Consider the following 16,852-nt stretch of genomic DNA (forward strand, 5'->3'; position numbering starts at 1 on the left):
GCTCATGGGTCCCATTCTCAGCCGGTCCAGCGACATCCAGCCCGTCCGGCGTTTGAGGACGAGGCCCTTCGGGCCGATGGGGGTCTGGGGGCGCAGCCCCCAGGGACACCAGCCCCCACCGACCCGAGGCGAACCAGAACCGTCAGCTCAGCGACTTCAGCGCCACCGCGTCATACGGCTGAAGCTCCTCGAACCGCCCCGCAAGCACCTTCGCAGCCCACTGCGGATCCTGAAGCAGCGCCCGCCCCACGGCCACCATGTCGTACTCCTCGCGCTCCAGCGCGTCGAGCAGGTCGTCGATCCCCTTGACCGGCGACCCCTCACCCATGAACCCACGGATGAAGTCGCCGTCGAGCCCGACCGACCCGACCGTGATCGTCGTCCTGCCGGTCAGCTTCTTCGTCCAGCCGGCCAGATTGAGGTCGGACCCGTCGAACTCCGGCAGCCAGTAACGGCGCGTGGAGGCGTGGAACGCGTCCACACCCGCGGCGGCCAGCGGCGCGAGGATCGCCTCCAGCTCCTCCGGCGTCTCCGCGAGCCGCGCCTTGTACGCCTCCTGCTTCCACTGCGAGTACCGGAAGATGATCGGGAACTCGGGCGACACCGTCTCCCGTACGGCCGCCACGATCTCCGCCGCGAACTTCGTACGGGCGACCGCGTCACCGCCGTAGGAGTCGCCGCGCCGGTTCGTGCCCGCCCACAGGAACTGGTCGAGGAGGTAGCCGTGGGCGCCGTGCAGCTCCACGCCGTCGAAGCCGATGCGCTCCGCGGCGGCCGCGGCCTGGGCGAACGCGCCGATGACGTCGTCCAGGTCGAGCTGGGTCATCGCCTTGCCGGTGGGCTCGTCGGCGCCGATGCGCAGGCCGGAGGGGCCGACCGCGGGGGCGTCGGCGTAGGGCGCCTCGCCCTGGTTGCGGACCATGCCGATGTGCCACAGCTGCGGCACGATGGTGCCGCCCGCCGCGTGCACCTGCTCGGCGACCTTCGCCCAGCCGGCCAGCTGCTCCTCGCCGTGGAACCGCGGGACGCGGTCACTGTTCCCGGCCGACTCGTGGCCCACGTAGGTGCCCTCGGTGACGATGAGACCGACTCCGGCGGCCGCGCGGCGGGAGTAGTACGACGCCACGTCCTCGCCGGGGACGCCGCCCGGGGAGAACATGCGGGTCATGGGCGCCATGGCGATGCGGTTCGGGACGGTCAGGCCGTTGATGTGGACCGGGCGGGAGAGGATCTCGGCGGCGCGGGAGGCGGCCGGGGTGGTGGCGGGGGCGGTCACGCGGGCACTCCTGAGGGGCGGGCGACAGGCGGGATACCCGTCGGTATGTGCAAGCTACATAAGCGCCAACCGTCTCACCCACCCCGCACATCCCGAACGGCCTGTGATCCCGGCCACCGACATGACAGAAGCCCGCCCCACCGGAGTGGGACGGGCTTCTCGCGGAGCGCTGGGCAGGCCTTGCACCTGCATCTCCCCACAGGAAGCGGGGCGTCTTTCCTTGGACTACCAACGCGTAGTCGACCGACGGGAGTTCACGTCGGGCGGCTCGTGATCAAGCATACCGCAGTCACGGGGTGCCCAAGACCAAGGGGCGGCACCCCCTGCTGAGCAGGAAGTGCCGCCCCCGGCAAGGACGTTGATCAGTCGGGGACCGATCAGAAGTCCATGTCACCGCCCGGCATACCGCCACCGGCGGGCGCGGCGGCCTTCTCCGGCTTGTCGGCGATGACGGCCTCGGTGGTGAGGAAGAGCGCGGCGATGGAGGCGGCGTTCTGCAGAGCGGAGCGCGTGACCTTCGCCGGGTCGATGATGCCTTCCTTGACCAGGTCGACGTACTCACCGGTCGCGGCGTTCAGGCCGTGACCCGGGGTGAGGTTGCGGACCTTCTCCACCACGACGCCGCCCTCGAGGCCGGCGTTGACGGCGATCTGCTTCAGCGGGGCCTCCAGGGCGAGCTTGACGGCGGCAGCGCCGGTCGCCTCGTCACCCTCCAGCTCCAGCTTCTCGAAGACACCGGAGGCCTGGAGCAGGGCCACGCCACCACCGGCGACGATGCCCTCCTCGACGGCCGCCTTGGCGTTGCGCACGGCGTCCTCGATGCGGTGCTTGCGCTCCTTGAGCTCGACCTCGGTCGCGGCACCGGCCTTGATGACGGCGACGCCACCGGCGAGCTTGGCCAGGCGCTCCTGGAGCTTCTCGCGGTCGTAGTCCGAGTCGCTGTTCTCGATCTCGGCGCGGATCTGGTTCACGCGGCCCTGCACCTGGTCCGAGGAACCGGCACCGTCCACGATGGTGGTCTCGTCCTTGGTGACGACGACCTTGCGGGCGCGGCCCAGGAGGTCCAGGGTCGCGTTCTCCAGCTTGAGGCCGACCTCCTCGGAGATGACCTCGCCGCCCGTGAGGATGGCGATGTCGCCGAGCATGGCCTTGCGGCGGTCACCGAAGCCCGGGGCCTTGACGGCGACGGACTTGAAGGTGCCGCGGATCTTGTTGACGACCAGGGTCGACAGGGCCTCGCCCTCGACGTCCTCGGCGATGATCAGCAGCGGCTTGCCCGACTGCATGACCTTCTCCAGGAGCGGGAGCAGGTCCTTGACGGAGCCGATCTTGGAGTTGGCGATCAGGATGTACGGGTCGTCGAGCGACGCCTCCATCCGCTCCATGTCGGTGGCGAAGTACGCCGAGATGTAGCCCTTGTCGAAGCGCATACCCTCGGTGAGCTCCAGCTCCAGACCGAAGGTCTGGGACTCCTCGACGGTGATGACGCCTTCCTTGCCGACCTTGTCCATGGCCTCGGCGATGAGCTCGCCGATCTGGGTGTCGGCGGCGGAGATGGAGGCCGTGGAGGCGATCTGCTCCTTGGTCTCGACATCCTTGGCCTGCTCAAGGAGAGCGGCGGAGACGGCCTCGACGGCCTTCTCGATACCGCGCTTGAGGGCCATCGGGTTGGCGCCGGCGGCTACGTTGCGCAGGCCTTCCTTGACGAGGGCCTGGGCGAGCACGGTCGCGGTGGTCGTACCGTCACCGGCGACGTCGTCCGTCTTCTTGGCGACTTCCTTGACCAGCTCGGCGCCGATCTTCTCGTACGGGTCCTCGAGCTCGATCTCCTTGGCGATGGAGACACCATCGTTGGTGATCGTGGGGGCGCCCCACTTCTTCTCGAGGACGACGTTGCGGCCCTTGGGGCCGAGCGTCACCTTGACGGCGTCCGCGAGCTGGTTCATGCCGCGCTCGAGGCCGCGCCGCGCCTCCTCGTCGAACGCGATGATCTTGGCCATGTGAAGTGGTCCCTCCAGGACTGGGGGTGATTCCTTCGGACCGCGCCCGCGCCCGCGACGGACGGCTCGCCGGCCTGTGGATCCTTGCCCCACTAGGCCTGCGGGCCTCACCGACCCGGTCCATCTTTGTCACTCTCACCTTCAGAGTGCTAACGCCAATGATTAGCACTCGGCCTGGTCGAGTGCAAGCGCCTCCCGAAGACCGGGCCGGGTTCGCTCACGCGGGCGCGGACCGGCGAGGGCCGCCCCGCGCAGCTCCCGGCACCCGGATCGCGCACCCCGGAGGCGACGGTTTCGGCGGTCGGGCGGCTACCGGCCGGTGGGGGCCGAGCGCGCAGTTCCCCGCGCCCCTGGGGAGGTTGCAGCGGCCCGGCACCAAGGGCGCGCAGAGGCGCGAGGAACTGCGCAAACCGCCCCACCGGCCCCGCAGACGAACACGAACCCCCGCACACACCCAGGGGCGCGGGGAACTGCGCAAAACGCCCGCCCCCACCGGCCCCGCAGACGAACACGAACCCGCACCGACCCCGCCCAACCGCCGGAGGCACAGGCACATACCGAAGGGCCCGTACCCATGACTCCCCATGGGGTACGAGCCCTTCAGTGAAGAAAAGAAGAACGACGCTGTTGTTACCCGGCGCGTGCTTCAGCCAGTCGCGAGACGGACCATGTCCGCCTGCGGCCCCTTCTGACCCTGCGAGATCTCGAACTCGACCCGCTGGCCCTCTTCAAGGGTGCGGTAACCGTCCATCTGGATCGCGCTGTAGTGGACGAATACATCCGCACCACCGTCGACCGCGATGAAGCCGTACCCCTTCTCCGCGTTGAACCACTTGACGGTGCCCTGAGCCATGCCTAACTCCCCTATTACTGGCCCTTGCACGGACCCGCACTTCGCGGATCCGGGTCAGACCTCACCCCCCACATGGTTGGGGGCGTGCGCCGGAACGCGTCGACCGCGGCTGAATGTATCTGTCCAACTGCCGTCTGCAACAGGTCAATCGGACGAGAATTCTGGACGGAAGGGGTCCGGAATGTAGTGAGAATTCGCCTGAATTCGGGGCAAGTCGGGCCCCATAAAGCACGCATAAGGCACATAAGACGCGCACACTTTGGCTACTTCTCATCGCACGTGGAGCGAGAACTCATATGCATGCGGCAAGGAGAAAGCCGCTGCTTCCCCAACTGTACCGCGCTCAACCATAGAGAATTGCCCCCTCCGCTTCTCTCACGGAGGGGGCAATCGGATGAACACTCGGTCATCACTATTACCGAAGGTAATGACCAGTCATACGGTCACCCGCCGGCGACCGCCGGGATGATCGAGACCCCGGCCCCGTCCGGCGTCGCCGTCTCCAGCCCCTGCTCGAAGCGCACGTCGTCGTCATTCACGTACACATTGACGAACCGCCGCAGCTTGCCCTGGTCGTCGAGAACCCGGGCGGCGATACCGGTGTGGTTCTTCTCCAGATCGGCGATGACCTCGGCCAGGGTCCCACCCTCGGCGGTCACCTCGGCCTGCCCGCCGGTGTAGGTGCGCAGGATGGTAGGGATACGGACGGAAACACTCATGTTCAGGACCTCCGGTCAGGTAGTCGCCCTGGGGGCGCGGGGCTGTATCGATATGCGGCTCCGCCGCGTGGGCGCGACCAGCCCCCACGGACCCGCCGCCGCACAGCGACCTGCTTATGCGAGACCAGCCTCGCGGAACGAATCAAGGTTGGGACGGATCGTGGCGGTAAGACCCGTACCCGCCACCGCGTCCAGCGTCTTCAGACCATCCCCGGTGTTCAGCACAACGGTCGTCAGCGAGGGATCCAGCAGACCGCTCTCGATCAGCTTCTTCGCCACCCCCACGGTCACCCCACCGGCGGTCTCCGCAAAGATCCCCTCCGTACGCGCAAGCAGCTTGATCGCCTCGACGACCTGCTCGTCGTTCACATCCTCCACCGCACCCCCCGTACGCCGGGCGATGTCCAGCACATACGGCCCGTCGGCCGGGTTCCCGATCGCCAGCGACTTGGCGATGGTGTTCGGCTTCTGCGGCCGTACGACGTCATGGCCCGCCTTGTACGCCACCGACACCGGCGAGCAGCCCTCCGCCTGCGCCCCGAAGATCTTGTACGGCTTGTCCTCGACGAGCCCGAGCTTGATCAGCTCCTGGAGCCCCTTGTCGATCTTCGTGAGCTGGGAGCCGGAGGCGATCGGCACGACCAGCTGGTCCGGGAGCTTCCAGCCCAGCTGCTCGCAGATCTCGTACGCCAGCGTCTTGGAGCCCTCGGCGTAGTACGGCCGCAGGTTGACGTTGACGAAGCCCCAGCCCTCGCCGGCCGGGTCGCCGATCAGCTCGGAGCAGAAGCGGTTCACGTCGTCGTAGTTGCCCTCGATGCCGACGAGCTCGCCGCCGTAGATCGCGGCCATGACGACCTTGCCCTGCTCCAGGTCGTGCGGGATGAACACGCACGAGCGGAAGCCGGCCCGGGCGGCGGCGGCACCGACCGCACCCGCGAGGTTGCCGGTCGAGGAACAGGAGAGAGTGGTGAAGCCGAACGCGCGCGCCGCCTCCAGGGCCTGCGCGACGACGCGGTCCTTGAAGGAGTGCGTCGGGTTGCCGGAGTCGTCCTTGATGTACAGGCCGCCGGTGACGCCGAGCTCGCGGGCGAGGTTGTCGGCCTTGACGAGCTGGGTCCAGCCGGGGTTGATGTTGGGCTTGTCCGCCACGTCCGCCGGCACGGGCAGCAGCGGGGCGTAGCGCCAGATGTTCGCGGGTCCCGCCTCGATCTGCTTGCGGAGCTCCTCGGTGTCGTAGGCCGAGAAGTCGTACGCGATCTCGAGCGGGCCGAAACACTCCTCGCAGGCGAAGACCGGGCCCAGCGGGACGCGGTGGCCGCACTCGCGGCAGCTCAGTGCCGCGGCGGGACCCAGGTCGACGGAGTTCGTGGTGCTTGCAACAGTCTGCGCAGCCATGGAGGCGAGGCCCTTTCTCCTCATCTTCCTCACGACGCGTTTCGCCGTGAGACGGATTTGGCACCTTCCCTAGCCGGGAGCCTCGCGAAATGATCAACGGTGATCTACGAGAACCGACTGGAGGGTTGCCGGGGCTTCATCGGGCCGTATCCCTCTGCCCCTCTGGATGAGCGGTATGAAGTTGTGTCGGCGGGCCTGCCAGGACATGCGATGGTCACCCGCGTTGTTCAAGACTGTAACCGACAACCAGGACAGTTGAGATAGGCCGTCCGAACCGCGAGACGGATCACACGGATCACACACGAAGGAGCCGCCTACGTGCTGGAAGAAGTCGAGCGCTGGCTGAGCACCCGCTCCTGGTCGGTGACCGATCGCCCGCTCCACCAGATCATGGCCGCCAAGCAGCGCACCGGGCAGACGGTCAGTGTCGTGCTGCCCGCGCTCAACGAGGAGGAGACGGTCGGTGACATCGTCTCCGTGATACGTCACGACCTCGTGAAGCAGGTGCCGCTGGTCGACGAGATCGTCGTCGTCGACTCGGGGTCCACGGACCGCACCTCCGAGGTCGCCGCCGCGGCCGGCGCCGTCGTGGTGCACCGCGACGAGATACTGCCCCGGCTGCCCGCCCTCCCCGGCAAGGGCGAGGTGCTGTGGCGCTCCCTGCTGGCCACCCGCGGGGACATCGTCTGTTTCATCGACGCCGACCTGAAGGAGTTCTCCTCGGACTTCGTCTCCGGCATCGTCGGCCCGCTGCTCACCGACCCCGAGGTCGACCTGGTCAAGGGCATGTACGACCGTCCCCTGGGCGGCGCCGCGGGTCAGGGCGGCCGGGTCACCGAGCTCATGGCGCGCCCGCTGCTGAACATGCACTGGCCGCAGCTGGCCGGTTTCGTCCAGCCGCTGGGCGGCGAGTACGCGGCCCGCCGCAGCCTCCTCGAACAGCTCCCCTTCCCGGTCGGGTACGGCGTCGAGCTGGGCATGCTGGTCGACGCGCTGCACCTGGTGGGCCTGGACGCCCTCGCCCAGGTCGACGTCGGCGTCCGCAAGCACCGTCACCAGGACGGCCAGGCACTGGGCCGGATGTCGGCGGCGATCTACCGCACGGCCCAGCTCAGGCTGGCCCGCGGCCACATGATCCGCCCGTCCCTGACCCAGTTCGAACGCGGCGAGGACGGCTTCGAGCCCCGCACGTACTCGGTGGACACGGAGGAACGCCCACCGATGACGGAAATCCCGGAGTACATGAAACGAAGGGCTGCGTAGACCTACCAGGGGCGCGGGGAACTGCGCGCCCAGCCCCCACCGACCCGCAGCCGACCACGCACCCACGGGAACGTTTGAGCGGTTGCACCCCGGGCTAGATGTCGAGTCATGGCTCCCTCGCACAACGCCAACGTACTGGTCGCATCCAACAGAGGCCCCGTCTCGTACGAGGTCCAGGAGAACGGCGAGCTCAACGCCAAGCGCGGCGGCGGCGGCCTGGTCTCCGGCCTGTCCGCGATCGGCCCCGACGCCGGCGCCCTGTGGGTCTGCTCGGCCCTGTCCGACGGCGACCGCGAAGCAGTCGCCCAGGGCGTCGGCGAGGACGGCGTGCGGATGCTCGCGATCCCGGCCGACGTGCACGCGGACGCGTACAACGGCATCGCCAACTCGGTCCTCTGGTTCGTCCACCACCTGCTCTACCAGACCCCGCTGGAGCCGGTCTTCGACGCGGAGTTCCGGCGCCGGTGGGCGTCGTACGAGACGTACAACCGCGCCTTCGCCGAGGCGCTGGCGCAGGAGGCGGCCGAGGGGGCGGCGGTCCTGGTGCAGGACTACCACCTGTGCCTGGTGCCGGGGATGCTCCGCGAGCTCCGCCCGGACCTGCGGATCAGCCACTTCTCGCACACGCCGTGGGCGCCGGTGGACTACTTCCGGATGCTCCCGGACGACATCGCGGCGCAGCTGCTGCGGGGCATGCTCGGCGCCGACCGGCTCGGTTTCCTCACCCGCCGGTGGGCGGACGCCTTCACGGCCTGCGCCACGGAGTTCGCGGGCGGGCTCGGGGACACGCAGGTCGGCGTGCACGGGCTGGGCGCCGACGCGGACTTCCTGCGCGAGCGTTCGCACGCGGCCGACGTCGAGGAACGGATCGTCGGTCTGCGCGAGGAGATCGGGGCCGGCCGGAAGACGATCGTGCGGGTGGACCGGACCGAGCTGTCGAAGAACATCGTGCGCGGGCTGCTGGCGTACCGGCGGCTGCTGGAGTCGCGGCCCGAGTGGCGGGAGCGGGTCGTGCACGTGGCGTTCGCGTATCCGTCCCGGCAGGATCTCGCGGTGTACCGGGACTACACGGCCGAGGTGCAGCGGGTGGCGGAGGAGATCAACTCCTCGTACGGCACGCCCGGCTGGACCCCGGTCGTGCTGCACGTCAAGGACGACTTCGCGCGCTCGCTCGCCGCGTACCGGCTGGCCGACGTGGCCCTGGTCAACCCGATCCGGGACGGCATGAACCTGGTCGCGAAGGAGGTGCCGGTGGTCTCCGACGAGGGGTGCGCGCTGGTGCTGTCGCGGGAGGCCGGGGCGTACGAGGAGCTGGGCGACGACGCGATCACGGTCAACCCCTACGACGTGGAGCAGACGGCGGCGGCCCTGCACGAGGCCCTGACCCTGCCGGCCCACGACCGCGCCGAACGCGCGAAGCGGCTGGCCGCGGCGGCCACGGCCCTCCCTCCGGCCCAGTGGTTCCTGGACCAGTTGAACGCGCTGAAGGCGCTGGACGCATGAGCCTGCCGACGCCCAGCACGCCCGCCGGCCGCGACGGTCTCCGGGCGCTCCTGTCGCACCCGCGGGGCGCGGTGATCGGGCTGGACTTCGACGGGACGCTCGCGCCGATCGTGGCGGACCCGGAGCGGGCGCGGGCGCATCCCGAGGCGGTGTCGGTGCTGGCCGCGCTGGCCCCGAAGGTGGCGTCCGTGGCGGTGATCACGGGCCGCCCGGCCGAGGTCGCGGTGCGCCACGGCGGCTTCGCGGGCGTCGCCGGTCTGGAGCATCTGACCGTCCTCGGCCACTACGGCGCGGAGCGCTGGGACGCGGCCACGGGTGAGATCACGGCACCGGAACCGCACCCGGGTGTGGCGGCGGTCCGCGCCGAGCTGCCGGCCCTCCTCGACGGCACCGGCGCCTGGATCGAGGAGAAGGGCGGCCGGGCGGTGGCCGTCCACACCCGCCGGGCCCCGGACCCGCAGGTCGCTTTCGACGCCCTCCGCACCCCCCTCACCGACCTGGCGCTCCGGCACGGCCTGATCGTCGAACCCGGCCGGCTGGTCCTGGAACTGCGTCCCCCGGGCATGGACAAGGGCGTGGCCCTGCTGGCCCACGTCCGCGAGCTGTCCGCCACCTCCGTCCTCTACGGCGGCGACGACCTCGGCGACCTCCCGGCCTTCTCCACGGTCGAGGACCTGCGCACCACCGGCACCCCCGGCCTCCTGGTGTGCAGCGGCAGCGACGAGGTCACAGAACTCCGCAAACGAGCCGACCTGGTGGTCGACGGCCCCGAAGGCGTGGTGAACCTCCTCCGCACGCTGGCGACCCGACTCGCCTGACCCGAGCGCGCGCCGAACCACCCACCCTCCACCACCGCGAGCCTCCCGGCCTCCCGGCCCACGACCGACCGTCACCGGACCGGCTCGGCCGACGGCAGGCTGCGGTCCGTCGGCCCAGCGGATGGGAACGCCTGGTCGGTCCGGCGCCTCCGGCCGACAGGCTGCGGGCCGCCCGGCCCAGCCGATGGGAACGCCTGGTCGGTCCGGCGCCTCCGGCCGACAGGCTGCGGGCCGCCCGGCCCAGCCGATGGGAGCGCCTGCTCGGGCCCGGCTCGCCGGCAGCGTCCCAACGCCCGATCGCCCACCGCACCAGCTCACCCCGGGCACGGGCTCGCCCAGGACACCGGTCCGCAGCCCTCGCCCAGGCCCACCGGCACCCGTCCCGCCGCCGGAGGCTACCGCTCGGAGCGGCGGGCCTCCCGCACTCTCCGTAGGCGGTTCACCGTCACCGGGTCGAAGGCCAGGGCGCGTTCGTCGTCCAGGAGGGCGTTGAGGAGCTGGTAGTAGCGGACCGGCGCCAGGCCCAGCTCCTCGCGTATCGCGCGCTCCTTCGCGCCGGGGCCGGAAAAGCCGCGGCGCTCCAGGGCGAGGACGTCCCGCTCCCTGCGGTCCAGCTCCGGTTGCTCCATGCCGAAAACCGTAACCCCCGCCACTGACAGCGCGACTACTCCGCGTTCTGGGCGGTGAGCTGGAGCTCCCGCAGCACGTTCTCGGGGCTCCCGCCGGAGCTCACCGCCGACCCGATCCGCTTCTTCACGGCCGCGCTGACCGACGCCCACGACGTCTTGCCCACCGGCGGCAGCTCGGAGGCGGGCAGCGCGTTGAGGAAGGGCTTCAGGTCGGCGTCACGGGAGGCCCGGCTCATCGCGGTGGACGCGGAGTTGGTCACCGGCAGCAGGTCGTACTCCCGCGAGAACGCGAGCACGTTCTTCTCGCTGTACACGAAGTCGAGGAAGTCCCCCACCTGCTCGGCGTGGCCGTTCTGCTTGAAGGCCATCATCCAGTCGGCGACGCCCATGGAGTTCCTGGTCGGCCCCTCGGCCCCCGGCATGGGCACCATCCCGAACTTCACCCCCTTCGCGGCGGCGATCTTCATCAGCGAGGGATGCCCGTTGAGCATGCCGACGTCCCCTGCGGCGAACGCCGAGAAGGCCGCGGCCCGGTTGAGGTTCTCCGGCGCGACGGGCCCGGTCAGCCCCTTGTCGACGAGGTCGTCCTTGAGCCAGGTCAGCGTCGCGACGTTCTCCTCGGAGTCGATGCCGTACGTCCCGACGGAGTCGATGTAGCCGCCGCCCCCGCTCAGCAGCCACTGCATGGTCTCGGCCTGCGCCTCCTCCGGGCCGAGCGGCAGCGCGTACGGGTACTTCACCCCGTCCGCCTTGAGCGCCTCGGCGTCGGTGGCCAGCTGCTTCCACGTCTTCGGCGGGGTGAGCCCGGCGTCGGCGAAGAGGGCCTTGTTGTAGAAGAGGAGCCGGGTGGACGCGGCGAACGGCATCCCGTACTGCATCCCGTTGATCCGCCCGGCGGCACCGAGCTGTGCGACGAAGTCGGCCTGTTCGCGGATGCCGATCAGGTCGTCGGCCTTGTAGAGCAGTCCCTTGTCCGCGTAGTCGGCGTACGCACCGATCTGCGCCATGTCGGGCGCCTTCCCGGCAGCCACGAGCTCCTTGACCTCGCGGTCGACGTCGGTCCACGAGTACACGCTGACGTCGATCTTCACGCCGGAGTGCTTCGCCTCGTACTCCTTGACGAGCTGGTCCCAGTACTTCCGGGAGCTGTTGGCCGCGCTGTCGCCGTAGTCGGCGGCGACCAGTCTCAGCGTCACCTCGTCCGATCCGCCGCCCAGCCCGCAGCCCCCCAGCACCGCCGTCATGCCCAGTGCGGACACCGCCGCGATCGTTCCCGTCCTTCGCCGCCGCACCGACAACCGCCCCATACTCACGTTCGAAACTTTCGAAAAGTCATACATATCTCAGACCTTAGGTCTACACCACGTAAGTGGACTAGACCTCTTGCGGGTACAAGGGCCACACTGTCCCCCGTGAGACATGTCATCGCCCTCGACGTGGGCGGCACCGGGATGAAGGCGGCCTTGGTCGGCGCGGGCGGCGAGCTGCTGCACCGGGCCCGCCGCGCGACCGGCCGCGAGCGCGGACCGGACGCGGTGGTCGACGGCATCCTCGACTTCGCCGCCGAGCTGCGCGCGTACGGCACCGAGCACCTCGGCGCCCCCGCGCTCGCCGCCGGCGTCGCCGTCCCCGGCATCGTCGACGAGGAGCACGGCGTCGCCGCCTACTCCGCCAACCTCGGCTGGCGGGACGTCCCGCTGCGGAGGCTGCTCACCGACCGCCTCGGCGGCGCCCCCGTCGCCCTCGGCCACGACGTGCGCACCGGCGGCCTGGCGGAGGGCCGCATCGGCGCGGGCCAGGGCGCCGACCGCTACCTCTTCGTCGCCCTCGGCACCGGCATCGCGGGCGCGATCGGCATCGCGGGCCGGGTGGAGGCGGGTGCGCACGGCTTCGCGGGCGAGATCGGCCACGTCGTCGTACGGCCCCGCGGCACCCCCTGCCCCTGCGGCCAGCGCGGCTGCCTGGAGCGGTACGCCTCCGCGGCCGCGGTCAGCGAGGCCTGGGCCGCGGTCACCGGGAACCCGGAGGCGGACGCGGCGGACTGCGCGCGGGCCGTGGACGCCGAGGACCCGAAGGCCCGGGAGATCTGGCAGCACGCCGTGGACACCCTGGCCGACGGCCTGATCACCGCCCTCACCCTCCTGGACCCCCGCACCCTGATCATCGGTGGCGGCCTGGCAGAGGCGGGGGAAACCTTGTTCACACCCTTGAGGGAAGCAGTGCGGCAGCGGATCACCTTCCAGAAACCCCCGACGATCGTCCCCGCGGCACTGGGCGACACGGCGGGCTGCCTGGGTGCCGGCCTCCTGGCCTGGGACCTCCTCGACAAGACGACCAGTTCGGAGGCAACTCGCTGATGGCAGCCCACCCAGGGGCGCGGGACAGCGCTGAATTTGCGGCTACCGCCGCGCGGGCGCGACCAGCCACAACGCACCCGCACCCCGCAACCGGCAAGACGCCCCTCGTCCTGTCCGGCGCCACGGTCGTCCTCCCCACAGGCCCGGTCAAGAACGGCCAGGTGGTCATCGAGGGCCCCCGCATCACCGCCACCGCCCCAGATAACGCCCACGTACTGGACGTCAAAGACCACTACCTAGTCCCCGGCTTCATCGACCTGCACAACCACGGCGGCGGCGGAGCCTCCTTCACCTCAGGCACCCCCGAGGAGATCCTCAAGGGCATCCACACCCACCGGATCCACGGCACCACCACCCTCGTCGCCTCCACCGTCACCGGCGACATGGACTTCCTCGCCCAACGAGCCGGCCTCCTCTCCGAACTCGCCGAACAGGGCGACATCGCCGGCATCCACTTCGAGGGCCCGTTCATCTCCCCCTGCCGCAAGGGCGCGCACTCCGAGGCACTTCTGCGCGACCCCGACCCCGCCGAGGTCCGCAAGCTGATCGACTCGGCGCGCGGACAGGCGAGGATGCTCACCCTCGCCACCGAACTCCCCGGCGGTGTCGACTCGGTACGCCTCCTCGCCGAGCACGGGGTCATCGCGGCGATCGGCCACACGGACGCGACCTACGAGCAGACGGTCGAGGCGATCGACGCGGGCGCGACCGTGGCCACCCATCTCTTCAACGCGATGCCGACCCTCGGCCACCGCACTCCCGGCCCGATCGCCGCCCTCCTGGAGGACGAGCGCATCACGGTCGAGCTCATCAACGACGGCACGCATCTGCACCCGGCCGCGCTGCAACTGGCGTTCCATCACGCGCGTTCGCAGCGGGTCGCGTTCATCACCGACGCCATGGACGCGGCGGGGTTCGGCGACGGCCGTTACATGCTCGGCCCCCTGGAGGTCGAGGTCAGCGAAGGCGTCGCCCGCCTCGCGGAGAGCGGTACGATCGCCGGCTCGACGCTGACCCTGGACCGCGCGTTCAAGCGGGCGGTGACCGTCGACGGGCTCCCCGTCGAGGACGTGGTCGCCGCGATCTCCGCCAACCCGGCCCGGCTGCTCGGGATGGCCGACCGGATCGGTTCCCTGGAGCCGGGCAAGGACGCCGACCTGGTCCTCCTCGACCATCAATTCGACCTCAAGGGAGTCATGCGCCGGGGTGAATGGGTGGTCGATCCCCAACTGGGGTGATCTGTCCCGCTGTTGGGGCCGGGAGCGTCCTGGGAGACTGAGCGGGCACGTTTTCCGTCTTCGGGGGAGGTCGGCCCGGGTGATCCTCACGGTCACGCTGAACACCGCTCTCGACATCACCTATCGCGTACGGTCGCTGCGGCCGCACACCAGCCACCGGGTCAGGGAGGTCGTCGAACGCCCGGGCGGCAAAGGGCTGAACGTGGCCCGGGTGCTGGCCGCGCTCGGCCATGAGGTGACGGTCACCGGCTTCACGGGCGGCGCGACGGGCCGTACCGTCCAGGACCTGCTCACCGCCGTCCCCGGCCTGGTGGACGCGCTCGTGCCGGTCACCGGGGCGACCCGGCGCACGATCGCGGTCGTGGACGAGCAGTCCGGCGACACCACGCAGCTCAACGAACCGGGTCCCACGGTGACGTCGGCGGAGTGGTCCGCCTTCCAGGAGGCGTACGAGGATCTCGTGCCGTCCGTGTCGGCGGTCGCCCTGTGCGGGAGCCTGCCCCCGGGGGTGCCGGTGGGGGCGTACGCGGGCCTGATCCGCACGGCGAAGGCGGCCGGGGTCCCGGTGCTCCTGGACACCAGCGGCGAGGCACTGCGCCGCGGGGTCGCCGCCCGCCCGGACATCCTCAAGCCGAACGCCGACGAACTGGCCGAACTGACCGGCTCCCACGACCCGTTGCGCGCGCCCCAGGACGCGCGGCGGCGGGGGGCGCGGGCGGTCGTGGCCTCCCTCGGCAGGGACGGCCTCCTCGCGGCGACCCCCGAGGGCCGCTGGCGAGCCACCCCACCGGCCCCCCTCCGCGGCAACCCGACCGGCGCGGGCGACTCGGTGGTGGCGGGCCTGCTGTCGGGCCTGACGGACCAACTCCCCTGGCCGGACCGGCTGTCCCGGGCGGTCGCCCTGTCGGCGGCGACCGTACTGGCCCCGACCGCGGGCGAGTTCGACCGCGCCGCCTACGAGGACCTGCTGGACCGCATCACGGTCACGGGAGAGGTCAGCGCGGCGTGACGCTCACTGGTCGACGTTCTCCCGCACGGAGAACTGGTCGAGCAGGGCGTTGCACTGGTTGCCCTGCTGGCAGGAGAGCTGGATGGTGTTGGTGCCCTTGGTCAGGGTGACCTGGGCCCAGGTCTCCTGCCATTCGTTGGCGGGGAGCCCGCCGAAGTTCTTCATGTTCAGCGGCCGGGAGGCGGACTTCCCGTTGACCGTCACCGTGGCATTGGCGTCCTCGGCGGGGAGGCTGTAGCGGACGTAGACCCGGTAGACGCCGGCCTTCTTGATGCCGTTGACCGTCCAGGTGACCGAGGCGCCGACCTGGTTGAAGCCCTGGACGTAGACGCCGCCGTCGGACTTGGCGCCCTTCACGTCGGACGCCGTGCCGGGGCCGCCCTCCAGGCGCATGGTCTTGACGTCGGCCTGCGGGAGTTCGGCGGCTTCCTCCGTCGACGACGCCGACGGGCTGGGCTGCGAGCTCTGGGACGCGCTCGGGGTGGTCCCCGCCTGGTTGCCGGTGTCCTTCTTGTCGTCGTCGCCGCCGAGCATGGCCACGCCGATGCCGATGACGACCGCCGCGACCACCGCGATCGCGCCGATCAGCAGGCCCTTGGTGTTGGGGCCGCCGCTGCGGCCGCCCCCGCCGTGGCCCGGCATGGGCTGCTGGCTGGTGGGGGCCGAGCCCGGGAAGGTCTCCGGGGCCGCGTAGTGGGCGCTCGGCTGGCCGTAGGCGCCCTGCTGCTGCGGGACCTGGCCGTACGCCGCGGTGGGCGCGGTGGGCGCCTGCGCCGGCGGCTGCTGGCCGTACTGGCGCTGACCGACCGCGCGCACTCTGTTGACGGAGTTCGGGTAGCCGTAGCCGCCGGAGGGCGGTTGGGCCCCGTTGGCCTGGCCGTCGGCGTAGAGGTAGCCGAACGGGTCGTCGTCCTCGGGCGTGCTCGCGCCGTTGTTGCCGGACGTCATCCCTTGGTACTCCTCAAGCAGGTGCGATCGGATGCGATACGTGGAGTCAGAATGGCGAGCCTACCCGCTCCTGATGGCCCAAACGGGTGACTCGGATCGCATCGGCTCGCTGACCTGGGGCTCAGCCCGCGCGTCTGTGTTGTTTGGGACGAGATCGTTTCTCGACGTACATCCGCTCGTCGGCCGACTTCAACACTTCGTCCGCGGTCATGCCGCAGTGCGCCCAGCCGATACCGAAGCTGGCACCGACCCGCACGGCCCGTCCCTCGGCCCGGATCGGCTGGATGATCTCGTTGCGCAGGCGTACGGCGAGATCGGCGGCGTCGGCCTTGCCGAGGCCGTCGGCGAGGATCACGAACTCGTCGCCGCCGAGCCGGGCCACGGTGTCGCCGTCGCGGACGCACTGGGACAGCCGCCGGGCGACCTCGATGAGGACCGCGTCGCCCGCGTTGTGCCCGAACCGGTCATTGATCGACTTGAAGCCGTCGAGGTCGCAGAAGAGCACCGCGAGCCCCTTGGTGCCGTCGTCGCGCTCCCCCTCGGGGGCGACGGTGTGCACATGGTGGTCGAAGGCGTCGTACGCCTCAGCGCCCCCCGGCCGGTAGTCGAAGCCGTGGCCGGCCGCGTCGAAGGCGGGGTGCCCGAAGGCGGCGTCTACCGGCTCCAGGGCCCCGGTGTGGGCGGCACGCTGACAGAGCCGGGAGGACAGCCGCGAGCGCAGCTCGGCGGAGTTCGGCAGGCCGGTCAGCGAGTCGTGGGAGGCGCGGTGGGCGAGCTGCATCTCCCGCTGCTTGCGCTCCGCGATGTCCTCGACATGGGTGAGCAGGAAGCGCGGGCCGTCGGC

The 16,852-nt window shown here is 70.6% G+C and carries 15 protein-coding genes and 1 riboswitch; of the genes, 6 read left to right on the forward strand and 9 right to left on the reverse strand.

The genetic code is table 11. From position 1 onward, the window contains the following. Nucleotides 1–142 precede the first annotated feature (142 nt). From ACFULQ_RS44440 to thrC, 5 genes are all read right to left on the reverse strand, one after another. Nucleotides 143–1,276, reverse strand: a complete 1,134-nt coding sequence (locus ACFULQ_RS44440) for an NADH:flavin oxidoreductase (protein WP_383556164.1) — start codon at nucleotides 1,274–1,276, stop codon at nucleotides 143–145. Nucleotides 1,277–1,653: 377 nt separating this feature from the next. Next, nucleotides 1,654–3,276 carry a chaperonin GroEL gene (groL, locus tag ACFULQ_RS44445; protein ID WP_383556167.1) on the reverse strand — a complete coding sequence of 541 codons (1,623 nt, stop codon included), beginning with the start codon at nucleotides 3,274–3,276 and terminating at the stop codon, nucleotides 1,654–1,656. 646 nt (nucleotides 3,277–3,922) lie between these two features. Continuing rightward, nucleotides 3,923–4,129, reverse strand: a complete 207-nt coding sequence (locus tag ACFULQ_RS44450; protein WP_007382895.1) for a cold-shock protein — start codon at nucleotides 4,127–4,129, stop codon at nucleotides 3,923–3,925. Nucleotides 4,130–4,572: 443 nt separating this feature from the next. After that, entirely contained in the window at nucleotides 4,573–4,848 is a 276-nt protein-coding gene (locus tag ACFULQ_RS44455; protein WP_123761566.1) for a MoaD/ThiS family protein, read from the reverse strand. A gap of 114 nt (nucleotides 4,849–4,962) precedes the next feature. Beyond that, nucleotides 4,963–6,243 (reverse strand): threonine synthase, encoded by a 1,281-nt coding sequence (thrC, locus tag ACFULQ_RS44460; protein ID WP_383556171.1) that lies wholly within the window; start codon nucleotides 6,241–6,243, stop codon nucleotides 4,963–4,965. A gap of 17 nt (nucleotides 6,244–6,260) precedes the next feature. Then, a riboswitch (SAM riboswitch) is annotated at nucleotides 6,261–6,416 on the reverse strand. A gap of 145 nt (nucleotides 6,417–6,561) precedes the next feature. Here thrC and ACFULQ_RS44465 point away from each other — a divergent pair. From ACFULQ_RS44465 to otsB, 3 genes are all read left to right on the forward strand, one after another. Further along, nucleotides 6,562–7,506: a glucosyl-3-phosphoglycerate synthase gene (locus ACFULQ_RS44465; protein ID WP_383556173.1), complete on the forward strand. Its 945-nt coding sequence runs from the start codon at nucleotides 6,562–6,564 to the stop codon at nucleotides 7,504–7,506. Nucleotides 7,507–7,614: 108 nt separating this feature from the next. Beyond that, complete coding sequence (locus ACFULQ_RS44470; RefSeq protein ID WP_383556174.1) at nucleotides 7,615–9,009, forward strand: trehalose-6-phosphate synthase; 1,395 nt, start codon at nucleotides 7,615–7,617, stop codon at nucleotides 9,007–9,009. After that, entirely contained in the window at nucleotides 9,006–9,827 is an 822-nt protein-coding gene (gene otsB / locus ACFULQ_RS44475) for a trehalose-phosphatase (protein ID WP_383556177.1), read from the forward strand. The genes ACFULQ_RS44470 and otsB overlap by 4 nt, the downstream gene beginning before the upstream one ends. 395 nt (nucleotides 9,828–10,222) lie before the next feature. Here the strand turns inward: otsB and ACFULQ_RS44480 are convergent, their stop codons facing one another. Both ACFULQ_RS44480 and ACFULQ_RS44485 read right to left on the reverse strand, forming a co-directional pair. Further along, nucleotides 10,223–10,456, reverse strand: a complete 234-nt coding sequence (locus tag ACFULQ_RS44480; RefSeq protein WP_383556180.1) for a DUF3263 domain-containing protein — start codon at nucleotides 10,454–10,456, stop codon at nucleotides 10,223–10,225. Nucleotides 10,457–10,491: 35 nt separating this feature from the next. After that, nucleotides 10,492–11,763 carry an ABC transporter substrate-binding protein gene (locus ACFULQ_RS44485; protein WP_383556199.1) on the reverse strand — a complete coding sequence of 424 codons (1,272 nt, stop codon included), beginning with the start codon at nucleotides 11,761–11,763 and terminating at the stop codon, nucleotides 10,492–10,494. A gap of 105 nt (nucleotides 11,764–11,868) precedes the next feature. Between ACFULQ_RS44485 and ACFULQ_RS44490 the strand changes: the two genes are divergently transcribed. The 3 genes from ACFULQ_RS44490 (at nucleotide 11,869) to ACFULQ_RS44500 (ending at nucleotide 15,060) form a co-directional block, all read left to right on the forward strand. Continuing rightward, nucleotides 11,869–12,813 carry an ROK family protein gene (locus tag ACFULQ_RS44490; RefSeq protein ID WP_383556183.1) on the forward strand — a complete coding sequence of 315 codons (945 nt, stop codon included), beginning with the start codon at nucleotides 11,869–11,871 and terminating at the stop codon, nucleotides 12,811–12,813. Continuing rightward, nucleotides 12,813–14,051 carry an N-acetylglucosamine-6-phosphate deacetylase gene (gene nagA, locus ACFULQ_RS44495; protein WP_383556186.1) on the forward strand — a complete coding sequence of 413 codons (1,239 nt, stop codon included), beginning with the start codon at nucleotides 12,813–12,815 and terminating at the stop codon, nucleotides 14,049–14,051. The genes ACFULQ_RS44490 and nagA overlap by 1 nt, the downstream gene beginning before the upstream one ends. Before the next feature lie 79 nt (nucleotides 14,052–14,130). Then, nucleotides 14,131–15,060, forward strand: a complete 930-nt coding sequence (locus tag ACFULQ_RS44500) for a 1-phosphofructokinase family hexose kinase (protein WP_383556189.1) — start codon at nucleotides 14,131–14,133, stop codon at nucleotides 15,058–15,060. A gap of 3 nt (nucleotides 15,061–15,063) precedes the next feature. Here the strand turns inward: ACFULQ_RS44500 and ACFULQ_RS44505 are convergent, their stop codons facing one another. Then, nucleotides 15,064–16,008 carry a CBM35 domain-containing protein gene (locus tag ACFULQ_RS44505; protein WP_383556192.1) on the reverse strand — a complete coding sequence of 315 codons (945 nt, stop codon included), beginning with the start codon at nucleotides 16,006–16,008 and terminating at the stop codon, nucleotides 15,064–15,066. 121 nt (nucleotides 16,009–16,129) lie between these two features. Next, nucleotides 16,130–16,852, reverse strand: a 723-nt coding sequence (locus tag ACFULQ_RS44510) for a diguanylate cyclase domain-containing protein (RefSeq protein WP_383556196.1), incomplete at its 5' end; no start/stop codon positions are given.

The organism is Streptomyces sp. NPDC057253 (assembly GCF_042669125.1).
Lineage (GTDB): Bacteria > Actinomycetota > Actinomycetes > Streptomycetales > Streptomycetaceae > Streptomyces.